This window comes from Erwinia sp. E602, assembly GCF_018141005.1.
Taxonomy (GTDB): Bacteria; Pseudomonadota; Gammaproteobacteria; order Enterobacterales; family Enterobacteriaceae; genus Erwinia.
Genome location: NZ_CP046582.1, coordinates 4,207,873 through 4,220,459, shown reverse-complemented (window position 1 = coordinate 4,220,459; position 12,587 = coordinate 4,207,873). Strand labels below are relative to the sequence as shown.

The following is a 12,587-nucleotide window of genomic DNA, read 5'->3' as shown; positions in this document are numbered from 1 at the left end:
CTTAAACATCCTGGTGGGGGAACAAGGTGTTGTCGATTAAATCGCACAGGCAGTTCACGGTTAACATATGCATCTCCTGAATCCTGGCACTGCGGTGCGAAGGAATGCGGATCTCCACGTCCTGTGGCCCGAGCAGGCCCGCCAGCTCGCCGCCATCGTGGCCAGTCAGGGCAATAATGGTCATATCACGGGTGACCGCGGCTTCCACGGCTTTCACAATATCGCGACTGTTGCCGCGGGTTGAGATCGCCAGCAGGATATCGCCGGGCTGGCCGAAAGCGCGTACCTGCTTGGCATAGACCTCATCATGCAGGCGATCGTTCCCTATCGCCGTTAACAACACGTTATCGGCGCTCAGCGCGATCGCCGGCAGGCTCGGGCGCTCGCTTTCAAAACGGTTAATCAGGCTGGCAGCAAAATGCTGGGCATTGGCGCTGGAGGTTCCGTTGCCACAGCTCAGGATTTTGTTGCCATTCAGCAGCGACTGTACCAGGGTCATCGCCGCGCGGGAGATGGCGTCTGGCAGGGCCTCTGCGGCCGCAATCTGGGTTTGGATACTTTCGGTAAAGCAGACTTTAATTCTTTCCAGCACAGTGTTCACCTGGTTAATTGGGCCCGTGAATTCAGGCTCTTATTCCGCCGTAAAGGCATTCGCCAGCCATTCGACCTGTTCACCGGTGATGGCAACCACGTCAAAACGACAGCTGGCGCTGGTAAAACTCAGCCCGCGCCCGTGCAGCCACAGCGCCGCGGCCTTCAGCAGCTTGAGCTGCTTGCTGCGGGTGACGCTGGCCGCCGCGCCGCCGAAGCGGTCTGAGCGGCGATAGCGCACCTCGACAAAGACCCAACACTGCTTATCCCGCATGATCAGGTCAATCTCACCGCTGCGGTAGCGCACGTTGGCGGCGACGAAGCGCAGCCCTGCCTCTTCCAGCAGGCGGCGCGCCTGACGTTCCCGCGCCGCGCCCTGCTGCTGCCGGGTCAGGACACCGGCACCACCTGCCCCTGACGATACTGGTTCCATATTAACTTCCTGTTAATCACGCAATCCTGGCTGGCGCTCAGCGTACCGGTGTTGCCTTTGAGCTGGAAGCCCGGCAACTGGCGCATTTCGCTGAAGTGGTTGGCCAGCGTCCAGGCATCAATGCCCATCGCGTACAGCCGCACCAGCGAGTAATCGTTGTTAAAGTTCCTTGCCGCCTGCTGCATCAGCGCCGGATTAGCGCCGGACAACAGCGGAATATCGCTGTACTGCAGGCCATCCATCTCCAGACGATAGTCCGGGCCGGCACCGGCCTGATTGCTGCGCGAGCTGGCGTACAGACCCACATTATCACGACTGCTGACGCGCATGGCGATCATCGGTTTAATCAGCGCCAGTTCGTCCGGGGTGGCGATGATATAGACCGAGTCGACGCTGCTGCTGCTATTGCTGCCGCCGTCGGTAACCGGGCCTGGCTGGGTCAGCCCCTGCGGTGCCGGCAGGGTCAGGCCGGCGACGCTGACCGCCTGGGTCGGTTCAGGCTGAACGTCAATCGGGGTGCCGCTCAGGCGGATACCCGCGCCGCTGTTGATCCCCTGTTTCAGCTCGGCGCTCGAGCCAAACTGCTGCTGCAGGACGGTGGCGCCGCCCAGCTTCTGCCATTCGCGGCTGAAGGCCACCTTAACCCGATCGCCGAGACCGCTGCGCGGTACCAGCAGCAGCGGGGCGCGTTTGCCCTGGTCCCACATATGATGGGCGGCATCGCGCGCTTCGTCTTCAGGAGAAAGCGCAAAATAGCAAAGATTCGGACGGTTCTGGATGGTGCCCGGCTCGTTCAGCGCCAGCACGTTCAGCGGCGTCTGGCTGTTTGCCAGATCTTCCACCTGGTTTTTCAGCAGCGGGCCGACCACCAGCGTGGCGCCGTCGGTCTGCGCCTGGCTCAGCAGCGGGGCCACCGGCTGGCTGCCGGTGTCATAAACCTGTAACTGGGTGCTGGATGAAGGCGCGGCCACGCTGCTGCCTGCCTGTGGATTAGCGGGCGCGTTGCCGCTGTTGCCTGCGGTCTGAAGCGCATCGCCCGCTGCGGTATTCGTGTCACCGTTAGCGGATTGCGCGCTGCCGTCCACCGGTGCGGCGGACGGGCTGACCACCGCACCGGCATCAGCGGCAGCGGGTTGGGCATCTGCTGCCTGCACCGGGGCCTGCGCCTGCGGCGCGGTGCTCTGCGCCAGCAGGCCGTTTTTCGCGTCGTTAAAGCCCTTCTGAATGGCGCTGGCAAACACCTGCGCCTGGCCGCTGAGCGGCAGCAGCAGGGCGATTTTGCCGGTGGAGGCCGGCTGATAATTCTGCACCTGGCTCAGTGCGGAAGGCAGCATTTTTGCCGCCGGGTTGTAGGGGTAACGGGTCTGCCAGTCGCTGATGCCGGCTTTCAGCATATCCGGATCGCTGCTGTTGGCGCGGTAAACGCCCAGCAGATCCAGCCAGCCCTGCAGCACGTTCTCATTGGCGTTGATGGTCAGAGTATTCATCTGTTGCTGGCTCAGCTGCGTCAGCGCCTGCCAGGTGGCATCAATATTTTTCTGCTTGTCCGCCGGACTGCCAAGCAGCGGCTCCTGGGCGATATAGGCCCGCAGCAGATCCAGCGACGGCTGCCCCTGGCCTGCGGCGATCTGCAGCTGGTAATAGCGCGCCAGCTGATCTTTCGACAGCGCCGACGGATCGATCTGCTTCAGCTGTGCGGCGGCGGCCTGGCTGTTTTGCTGTGCGGTGCTCAGCTGAGCGCGCAGCAGCAGCACTTCCTGGCTCTGGGTGCTGCTTAGCTGCTGCGGCAGCTGTGACAGCTGATCGTTAGCGACGGGCAGCTTGCCTTCGTTCAGCAACGCTCTGATTGCGAGTAATTGCCAGTTAACCTTGTTATCATCTGCACTTTGCTGCATCTGCTGCAGGTAATAGTCTGAGGTGCCGGTGGCCGCGCCCTGGACATCCGCCGGGGGCGTTTGCGGGGTGTTACCGGTACAACCGGCAAAAATCAGTGCTGCCAGCAGCAGCGGGGCAATGCGCCCGGCTTTGCTGTGAATTACTTTCGAAGGAAGCATACTGTATCCAGTGATGTTTTTTTTCAAGATGCTCAATATTAAATCGGCAATTCGGATCAAACAATGAAACAACACGATCGGGCAGAGATTTCTGCCAGCACGCTCTATATCGTTCCCACACCGATTGGTAACCTGGGCGATATCACCCAGCGGGCCCTGGCGGTGCTGGCAGGCGTCGACCTGATCGCAGCGGAAGATACACGTCATACCGGGCTGTTGCTACAACATTTCGCCATCAATGCGCGGCTGTTCGCACTGCACGATCATAATGAACAGCAGAAGGCGGAGACGCTGCTGGCGAAGCTGCAGGACGGTCAAAGCATAGCGCTGGTTTCCGATGCCGGCACGCCGCTGATCAACGATCCGGGCTATCACCTGGTGCGCCTGTGCCGTGAAGCCGGCATCCGCGTGGTGCCGCTGCCGGGTGCCTGTGCGGCGATTACCGCGCTCAGCGCGTCCGGGCTGCCCTCGGATCGCTTCTGCTATGAAGGCTTCCTGCCAGCCAAAAGCAAAGGCCGTTGTGATGCGCTGCGCGCCGTGCTGGAAGAGCCACGCACGCTGATTTTTTATGAGTCGACCCACCGCCTGCTCGACAGCCTGCAGGATATGGTCCAGGTGCTGGGTGCTGAACGCTACGTGGTGCTGGCGCGGGAAATTACCAAAACCTGGGAGTCGATTCATGGTGCGCCGGTGGGCGAGCTGCTGGCGTGGGTGCAGGAGGATGAGAACCGCCGCAAGGGCGAGATGGTGCTGATCGTCGAAGGCTTCCACGCCGAAGAGGAGGCGCTGCCGCAGGAGGCGCTGCGCACGCTGGCGCTGCTGCAGACCGAGCTGCCGCTGAAAAAAGCGGCAGCGCTGACCGCCGAAATCCACGGCGTGAAGAAAAATGCCCTGTATAAGTACGCGCTTGACCAGCAGGGTGAGTGACAAGCCACAGAAAACCCTATACACTGCGCGCCGAAGCTGACCAGACAGTCGCCGCTTTGTTGCCGTCCCCTTCGGGGAGACAGACAAAGGGGAGGAAAGTCCGGGCTCCATAGGGCAGGGTGCCAGGTAACGCCTGGGGGGCGCAAGCCCACGACCAGTGCAACAGAGAGCAAACCGCCGATGGTTCTCCGAAAGATTTCAGGCTGCGGCAAGGCGGCAACCGAACGAATCCCCGGGAGCTTAGGTAACTAAGTGACCGGGGTGAGTGAGGGCAGCCAACGCAGCTGCAGTCTGAAAGATGAAGGAGAAATCAGGTAAGGGTGAAAGGGTGCGGTAAGAGCGCACCGCGCGGCTGGTAACAGTTCGCGGCACGGTAAACTCCACCCGGAGCAAGGCCAAATAGGGGTTCACAAGGTACGGCCCGTACTGAACCCGGGTAGGCTGCTTGAGCCAGTGAGCGATTGCTGGCCTAGATGAATGACTGTCCACGACAGAACCCGGCTTACCGGTCAGCTTCAACTCATTCGACACAGAACCCGCTTCGGCGGGTTTTGTGCTTTCTGTACCGGATGAATGACTGTCCACGGCACTCTTCATGAAAAGAATGCGGCTTACCGGTCAGCTTCGAACTTATTCAAAAACAATACGTTGGTATATCTCAGGTGCTCAGAAGAAAAAATGGGATACATCAACTATTGATGATAATCGAACGGTATAGGGAGAAACTGTCCACTTACCTGTATTGCGAACACAAAATGTGATATTTCTCTTGCCTCCAGATAAACCATCTAAGAAGAGTGCGTGTACTCGGGGCGGACAGTGTTATTTAAAAGATTAGTTATTAAATGTGGTGATTTATACTTTTCTGCATTATAGCTAGTAAGATTGTTCTGTAAAAAATGTTCATTTTCGAGTATGATTAAGTGAAAGTTAACAAAAAATAATCTATATGCCAGAAGAAATAAAAAGAATCTATTGTAATAACTGCTCCCGTGAAACAAAGCATCTCATTCTATCCCACAAGAAAAAAATTGAATTTGAAGAGGAAGGAAAGCAAGTTGTTTATTTTGAGGAGGATAACTATTATCTCTCTGAGTGCATGGGTTGCGAGAGTATTACATTGTACATCGAAAGCACATTCAGCGGAATGAATGATGAGTATTTTTCTAATCAGTATCCGCCTAAAACCATTAGAAAGGAACCGAAGTGGCTACATCGAATTGATGGTGATGCGATATCATTTAAGCAATCTGATAAAGCCGAGGTTTTTAGAGAGATTTATATAGCCTTAAAAAACAACATGCCTCGATTAGCCATTATGGGTGTTAGGGCATTGCTTGAAATGGTAATGGTGGAAGTTATTGGTGACCAAGGAACCTTTAAGAAAAATTTATCTAAATTAAAAGATGAAGGTTATATATCGAAGTATCAGTTTCAAGCAATTGATAAGGTAATTGAAGCTGGTCATGCAAGTATGCATAGAAGCTATAAAGCTTCTAGTAGCGAAATTAATAGCATCATGGATATAACGGAAAACGTCATTGAGTCTATCTACATAAACAAAATAAATGTTAATAAAATAAACCCAACCCCCAGATCTAAGAAGTAATTTAATTATATACTATAAAAGCAAATCCCGTTAGTTGTTAATTAATTGAATCGGCTTGAAGGTTAATGAATGAAATCTGATTCCAATTGTTGCTGATAGTCTGCCGCGGTGTTTTTATTTACCGCCTTGGGCGGTTTTTTCCTTAAATCAAGTTCATATTGGCATACTGCAGTTATCCAAAACTGGAACAAGGCAGAACGCGCTGTAAAATTTTTCTCACAGGGCACTGTGAATAAGCAGCGTATATAAGTATCTTAAATTTAAAAATTTATTGAACTGCTCTTTAGTTTGATATGACCTGTTTATTGGAATTTCATTAGCCGGTTTTAAAAAAAAGTCTCATGGTATATCATATCGGGCTATTGAGTTAAACAAGATAGTACCTTTTGATAGATGCATTATCAAAAATAATCATACATAATCCTCTCATGATAATTGATGGAAAGTCGCAGCAGAAAAGAAGTATACTTGATATAGGATATACCATTGAAGTGTTTGTATTAATAGTGTTAAATTCTCGCTGTTCCCACCACTGCTTTAGTAAAAATTATCCTGAAATGTTCACTTGAATTTTGTTGAAACCTAAGGAAAGCTAGATGACAAAATTATTCGTTAAATCTGTTAGAAGTTACAGTCCTGACGTGGACGTTGAATTTGATTTAAGTTCTAAGGTGAATCTAATCTATGGGTTAAATGGTAGTGGTAAATCTACCATATCTGGATATTTCTTTAATCCTAGTAATCCTGAATATGCTAATTGTAGGTTGACGCCTGATGAGGATGTTCAATTCCTTGTTTTTAATCAAGATTATATTGATGAAACCTTTCACAATAGTCAAACTCAACCTGGCGTTTTTACGCTTAACAATGAAAATGCTGAAATAACTAAAATAATTGATGATAACAATAGGGAAATAACAAGCAATATTAGAAAAATAGATATTAAGAATAATAATGCACGGGAGAAAAGAGAATTAAAAGAATCTGTGTGTTCTAAAATAATAGACGAGATTTGGAATAGAACTGCAAGCATTAGGAAGTCGGAGGTTAGTAACCTTGTAAACTGGATGTCAAGAAAACAAAGGCTTTTCGAAGCTATTAATGGACATGATAATATTAAAGAAAATGAGTTTTCCGAATTGGAGGAAAGATATAAATATTTAAATAAATTCAAAGAAGTAAAGTATTCAATCATACCTAAGTTGATACTTCCGGTATTATCTGGCGAAGATAGTAATATCTTAAGCACACCCTTGCTAAGCACCAGCAATAGTCAGTTGTCTAAATCTATAGAAAAACTTTCTAACTCTGACTGGGTAAGATCTGGTGTGAAGTTTTTAGTGGATGATCAGTGTCCATTTTGCCAACAGAAAATAAACAGCAATGATTTCAAGAAAGAATTAAATAATATCTTTGATGAAACGTACAAAGAAGGTTTATTGGAGGTAGACGCTGTAAAAAAACGTTATGCAACTTGGCGTGATAGTTTAGATAGTTACTTGTTGAATTTCAATGATCTAGGTGAGTTGATTGATAATAACTTATTGTCAAAAAATATCAGTGACATCAAACATCATTATGATTCGAATGAAAAACTCATCCAAAGAAAAATATCATCTCCATCAGAGTCTATTTTTTTAAATATCGATCAAGAGATACTTAATGGCTTTATTAAACAAGTAAATGATTTAAACCAAAAAATTGAATATCATAATAAGAAAATTGATAATTATGATGATGAGTGTGAAATGTTACGGAAAGACCTTCTATCCCATTTAAGGTTAATGAATGAAAGTTCCATTAATCGATATCATGAGCAATCGAATGAGTTAGATGAGTTGATTGAGAAGCTTGATAAAGAAGTTGAAAGCATAAATAATAAAAACAAGCAACTACAATCCGAAAATAGATTAAAATCGAGTGAGGTTGTGAATATCGAAGAAACAATAAGTCATATTAATGACAGCCTCATTTCTCTTGGCATAATGGGTTTCACTTTAATAAAGCATCAAGATGAATCAGAAACATACAGGCTACACCGTGAAGGTCAAAGCAATACTAAGAGTGTATTTAAATCATTAAGTGAAGGTGAAAAAACGATAATATCATTCTTATATTTTTTAGAGCAATGCAAAGGGCTTAAAAATAAAGATGATATCATCAAAGACAAGTTTATTGTTATCGATGATCCAATTTCAAGCCTTTCTCATAATTATATATATGAGATATCCGCAATGATTTTTAATGATCTGATTTTGAAGGATGTTGCAAAGAAATTCATCATTTTGACGCACAGCCTATTCTTCTTTCAAGAGTTAGTTATAATAGCCAACTCTGAAAAAAATGTTATAAAAAACTGGAGTTTCAATCGAATAGTCAAAGGAAACTATAGTCAATGCTATAAGTTGAAAAAGGATGATATTCTTAATGAATATCAATCATTATGGCAAGTATTAAAAGACGCAAAAAATGGAATAGTGAATTCGATTATATTGCCAAACTTGATGAGGAATATTCTTGAATATTATTTCAGTTTTTCATGTAAGAAAGACAAGCTTAAAGAGGTTTTAAAATCACTTGCTGATTCTCATGCAGAACCTCGATATAACTCATTCTATAGATTTATAAATAGACATTCACATTCAGATGGGAAAAATATTCAATCCATAGGTCATATTGAAGTTAGTGTTTACTTGGAAATGTTTGAGAGAATATTTACTGACACCGGTGATCAAGAGCATTTTATTGCAATGATGGGAACCAAAGATATAGCGTGACTTTGATTTTTTTGAGGTCGGGAACTACGGAACTCGACCTTACAATATCAAAGGTTACCACCGACGGGTGTATCACTTAACGATTCGGCAATGAGCGTTTGTGTTTGCACACATCTTCCCAGCGACCGAACCGAAAGCGTTTGTATTTGCATACATCGACGACTTTCGGACCCATGATGTCTCTCCTTTTCTTCCCAGTGGGACACTGGTTAGTCCTTGCACCCTGTGTACAAGCACGTAACAGGTAAGGTGAAGAGGCACCCGAGGTGGTAACATAACGGATTATAATGATTGAATTTCACATTTCAATATGTAAATGATTTTTTTGTACAGCCGACGATCTATAGCTCAAAAACCTATGTCTAAAGGGTATACCTTTACTATGTTTCATGAATCATTAGATCATCATGTAACATTTAAGGTTATGTAATTTAAGTGTATTTATGATGTTTAAACGACAAGGTAGACGGTGGGAATGAATACTGGCCAATCTCATCAGTCCATGAGTGATTGGCGCACTCAATGTCAGGGTATTGAGTCTACCGGTTTTAGGGGGATGAGATATCAGAGTTCCTACGCCAGTTGATGTAGGTAGACCATGGCAAATTATTTTGTTAAAAAAATTGGTTCTTTTTTCGCCATTATTTTAGTTTTGTTATGCTGGTTGCCACTTTGTTTATGGCGGAGACCGATTGCAGCGGCCTGCGTTTGATCTCGCCGATTAACGAGCAGGTGGCGAGTTACTACATTGATCAACACGGATTCAAAGATATTTCAGGGAATAAGCTCATTCTGTATCGCGAAGCGGATGCGCTTTTTCGCTGGTTGCAGCAGGGCACAGATAAGCATTGTGACTGACTGAAAAACGAGCAACAATCGGAGCGTAATCATAACAGGAGGTTATATGGCATCGCAGATTCGTACAGAGGAAACAATGTCTGCTAAACCTTACAGGGTGCATGCTCGCATGCTCAGGCTCAACGGCGAGCTGACAGAAAGAGTCTTCACCTCTGATGAGATTGATCGGCTCACCCCGCCGGGGAAACCGATCACGGCTTCTCGTGAGGAGGTTCTTGCTGTCATTTTTCAGGCTGCAAAAAATCTTACCCACTCCTGAGGCGACACCGCTGTCGCCTGTCTGCTTACACCGGCAAATCAATCACCAGCGCACGCAGCGGCGTTTCGGCGGTTAAGGTCACGCTGGCCTCTTCATGCAGAAACGCGCCGTCGCCGCAGGTCAGCGCCTCGCGCTGACTGGGGTGGCCGCTGGCCTGCAGCGAGCCGTGAATCGACTGCAGATAGGCGCGCTGGCCGTGCAGCGGCAGGGTGTGGCTCTCGCCGGGCTGCAGCACCAGATGGTGCACCCACACCTGCTGGCGCAGCTGCAGGCTGCCGTGGCTGCCGTCCGGTGAAGCCAGTAACGTATAGCGCTGCCGGTCGGAAACGGCTATGCGCTGCAGTGCGCCACTCTCTTTTTCCGGGCAGGCGTCCAGCCACAGCTGCAGCCGCGTCAGGCTGCGGTCTTTACTGATATTGTGTTCGCTGTAGCTGACCCCCGCCTGGGTGGCCAGTAACAACGCTTCGCCCGCCTGCGCCTGCTGCGTGTTGCCTTCGCTGTCGCGGTATTCCGCTTCGCCCTGCAGGATCAGGTTAAGCACATCAACGCGCGGGTAGCTGCGCGGTTGGAAGGAAGCCCCTGGTGCCAGCACTTCCTGGTTCAGCACGCGCAATGACGCGTAGCCCAGTAATTTTGGATCGAAATAGTGGCCAAAGGAGAAGGTGTAACGCGCCTGCAGCCAGCCAAAATCGGCTTTACCACACTGTTTTTCTGTCCGGCTGGTGATCATCGTCTCTCCTCCTCGTGCTCGTTTATTACCCGAATTCGCCCGGGGGTTATAGCCTGTAATGGTAAGTTTCTGGACGACGGATTGTAAGCCAGTTAATCTGCTGCCCATATTCAAAATTCCTGACAGAGAATCGTTATGGCTAAAGATCGTGCTCTGACGCTGGAAGCGTTGCGGGTAATGGATGCTATCGACAGGCGCGGCAGCTTTGCTTCGGCGGCGGATGAGCTGGGCCGGGTACCCTCCGCGCTCAGCTACACCATGCAGAAGCTGGAAGAGGAGCTGGACGTGGTGCTGTTTGACCGTTCCGGCCACCGCACTAAATTTACCAACGTCGGGCGTATGCTGCTGGAGCGCGGGCGGGTGCTGCTGGAGGCCGCCGATAAGCTGACCACCGATGCCGAAGCGCTGGCGCGCGGCTGGGAAACCCACCTGACCATCGCCACCGAGTCGCTGGTGGCGACCGATCTGCTGTTCCCGCTGGTTGAAAGGCTGGCGGAAAAAGCCAACACCCAGCTGTCGCTGATGACCGAAGTGCTGGCCGGCGCGTGGGAGCGGCTGGAGCAGGGACGGGCGGATATCGTCATCGCACCGGATATGCATTTTCGCGCCTCCTCGGAGATCAACACCCGCAAGCTGTACACCCTGATGAGCGTCTATGTCGCCAGCGCCGATCATCCGATCCATCAGGAGCCGGAGCCGCAGGCGGAGAGCACCCGGGTAAAATATCGCGGTATTGCGGTGGCCGATACCGCCCGCGAGCGCCCGGTACTGACGGTAACCCTGCTGGATAAGCAGCAGCGTCTGACGGTGAGCACCGTAGAAGACAAGCGCCGCGCGCTGCTGGCCGGGCTTGGCGTCGGCACCATGCCGTACAGCATGGTTGAACAGGATATTGCCGAGGGGCGTCTGCGGGTGGTCAGCGCGGAGTACACCCGTGAGGTGGATATCATCATGGCCTGGCGGCGTGACAGCATGGGGGAAGCCAAGGCCTGGTGCCTGCGCGAGATCCCTAAGCTGCTGGCGAAGCGCTCAGGCTAACCGGCCGGCACCCGCTGGTTTTCAGTGCTCAGCACTCTGCTGGGCGTGTTCGATGTCGTTAAAGTGAGAGAAGGTCTGGTAATAGTAGTGGCCGACAAAGCCAATCCAGACCAGCATAATCACAGCGGCGCAAACGGACAGGGTTTTGATCATAGCAAAGCTCCGTGGCAGGTCTGCCGGTTGAGATAAGGTGTGTTTACCTCAACTAAGGTACGTAACCGTGCGGAGCAAAGCGTTGTGCCAGATCAAAAAAGCGTGCCGGGGCGCGGGCGATCGCCCCGGATGCTAATTAAGGAAAGCGCTCGTCGCGGCCGTGCGGCTCATCCCAGTCAAACGCCGGGCCCAGCGAAATCACGCCGCTCGGGTTAATGGTTTTATGGCTGCGGTAGTAGTGATGACGGATATGCGCTAAATCCACCGTTTCGGCGATGCCCGGCAGCTGGTAGATCTCGCGCAGGAAACCGTTCAGGTTCAGGTAGTCACTGATACGGTGGCGATCGCATTTGAAATGGGTTACGTACACCGGGTCAAAGCGCACCAGCGTGGTCCACAGCCGCAGGTCCGCTTCCGTCAGGCGATCGCCGGTCAGATAACGGGTTTGTCCGAGGATCTGCTCCAGACGTTCCAGCGAGGCAAACAGCGCGGTGACCGCCTCATCGTAGGCCGGCTGGCTGGTGGCAAATCCGGATTTATAGACGCCGTTGTTGACCGTGTCGTAGATCCAGCCGTTCAGCTCATCAATCTGCGCCTGCAGATCGTCCGGGTAGTAATCGCCGGCCCGCGCGCCCACGCCGTCAAAAGCGCTGTTCAGCATGCGGATAATGTCGGCGGACTCGTTGCTGACGATGGTGTGCTGCTGCTTATCCCACAGCACCGGCACGGTGACGCGGCCGGTATAGCTCGGCTCGGCGTGCAGATAGAGCTGATAGAGATATTCATTCTGATACAGGCTGTCGCCAGTAGCGGCCGGGAAATCTTCATCAAAGGTCCAGCCGTTCTCCAGCATCAGCGGATGCACCACCGAAACGGAGATCGTCTCTTCCAGCCCTTTCAGCTGGCGCATAATCAACGTGCGGTGCGCCCACGGACAGGCGAGGGAGACGTACAGGTGGTAACGACCGGCTTCAGCCTTAAAACCGCCTTTACCGTGCGGGCCGGCTTCGCCATCGGCGGTTACCCAGTTGCGGAAAATCGCTTCTGAGCGCTTAAAGCGCCCGCCGGTCGATTTGGTGTCGTACCAGGTGTCGTGCCATACGCCTTCGATTAACTGTCCCATACTTCCTCCCTAAAAATTAAAAGGGGCAGGGAGTA

The 12,587-nt window shown here is 50.7% G+C and carries 12 protein-coding genes and 1 other RNA gene; 7 read left to right on the top strand and 6 right to left on the bottom strand.

Annotation, left to right across the window (positions count from 1 at the left end):
• Position 1 precedes the first annotated feature (1 nt).
• The 3 genes from diaA to GKQ23_RS20950 are packed head-to-tail and all read right to left on the bottom strand — an operon-like array spanning position 2 to position 3,078.
• Positions 2-592, bottom strand: a complete 591-nt coding sequence (diaA, locus tag GKQ23_RS20960; RefSeq protein WP_056235528.1) for a DnaA initiator-associating protein DiaA — start codon at positions 590-592, stop codon at positions 2-4.
• 39 nt (positions 593-631) lie between these two features.
• Positions 632-1,024: a YraN family protein gene (locus GKQ23_RS20955; RefSeq protein WP_056235531.1), complete on the bottom strand. Its 393-nt coding sequence runs from the start codon at positions 1,022-1,024 to the stop codon at positions 632-634.
• Positions 982-3,078, bottom strand: coding sequence for a penicillin-binding protein activator (locus tag GKQ23_RS20950; RefSeq protein ID WP_212409341.1), 2,097 nt, complete (start codon positions 3,076-3,078; stop codon positions 982-984). The genes GKQ23_RS20955 and GKQ23_RS20950 overlap by 43 nt, the downstream gene beginning before the upstream one ends.
• 63 nt (positions 3,079-3,141) lie before the next feature.
• Here GKQ23_RS20950 and rsmI point away from each other — a divergent pair, with 63 nt between their 5' ends.
• From rsmI to GKQ23_RS20920, 6 genes are all read left to right on the top strand, one after another.
• On the top strand, positions 3,142-4,005 hold the full coding sequence (rsmI, locus tag GKQ23_RS20945; protein ID WP_101505468.1) for a 16S rRNA (cytidine(1402)-2'-O)-methyltransferase: 864 nt from the start codon (positions 3,142-3,144) through the stop codon (positions 4,003-4,005).
• A 32-nt stretch (positions 4,006-4,037) separates the two neighbouring features.
• Positions 4,038-4,526, top strand: an RNA gene (gene rnpB, locus GKQ23_RS20940) — RNase P RNA component class A.
• Positions 4,527-4,954: 428 nt separating this feature from the next.
• Positions 4,955-5,614 (top strand): DUF4145 domain-containing protein, encoded by a 660-nt coding sequence (locus GKQ23_RS20935; RefSeq protein WP_212409340.1) that lies wholly within the window; start codon positions 4,955-4,957, stop codon positions 5,612-5,614.
• Positions 5,615-6,210: 596 nt separating this feature from the next.
• On the top strand, positions 6,211-8,391 hold the full coding sequence (locus tag GKQ23_RS20930; RefSeq protein WP_212409339.1) for an AAA family ATPase: 2,181 nt from the start codon (positions 6,211-6,213) through the stop codon (positions 8,389-8,391).
• A 657-nt stretch (positions 8,392-9,048) separates the two neighbouring features.
• A complete protein-coding gene (locus GKQ23_RS20925) occupies positions 9,049-9,249 on the top strand; it encodes a hypothetical protein (protein ID WP_212409338.1) in 201 nt (66 codons plus the stop codon).
• Between the two features lie 46 nt (positions 9,250-9,295).
• Positions 9,296-9,508, top strand: coding sequence for a hypothetical protein (locus GKQ23_RS20920; RefSeq protein WP_056235542.1), 213 nt, complete (start codon positions 9,296-9,298; stop codon positions 9,506-9,508).
• Positions 9,509-9,533: 25 nt separating this feature from the next.
• Here GKQ23_RS20920 and GKQ23_RS20915 read toward each other — a convergent pair whose 3' ends face one another.
• Positions 9,534-10,238 (bottom strand): pirin family protein, encoded by a 705-nt coding sequence (locus tag GKQ23_RS20915; RefSeq protein WP_056235545.1) that lies wholly within the window; start codon positions 10,236-10,238, stop codon positions 9,534-9,536.
• Positions 10,239-10,373: 135 nt separating this feature from the next.
• Between GKQ23_RS20915 and GKQ23_RS20910 the strand changes: the two genes are divergently transcribed.
• Entirely contained in the window at positions 10,374-11,276 is a 903-nt protein-coding gene (locus GKQ23_RS20910) for a LysR family transcriptional regulator (RefSeq protein WP_212409337.1), read from the top strand.
• A 21-nt stretch (positions 11,277-11,297) separates the two neighbouring features.
• Here the strand turns inward: GKQ23_RS20910 and GKQ23_RS24105 are convergent, their stop codons facing one another.
• Positions 11,298-11,429 (bottom strand): hypothetical protein, encoded by a 132-nt coding sequence (locus GKQ23_RS24105; RefSeq protein WP_256442822.1) that lies wholly within the window; start codon positions 11,427-11,429, stop codon positions 11,298-11,300.
• Between the two features lie 136 nt (positions 11,430-11,565).
• Complete coding sequence (locus GKQ23_RS20905; protein WP_212409336.1) at positions 11,566-12,552, bottom strand: glutathione S-transferase family protein; 987 nt, start codon at positions 12,550-12,552, stop codon at positions 11,566-11,568.
• Between the last annotated feature and the right edge of the window lie 35 nt (positions 12,553-12,587).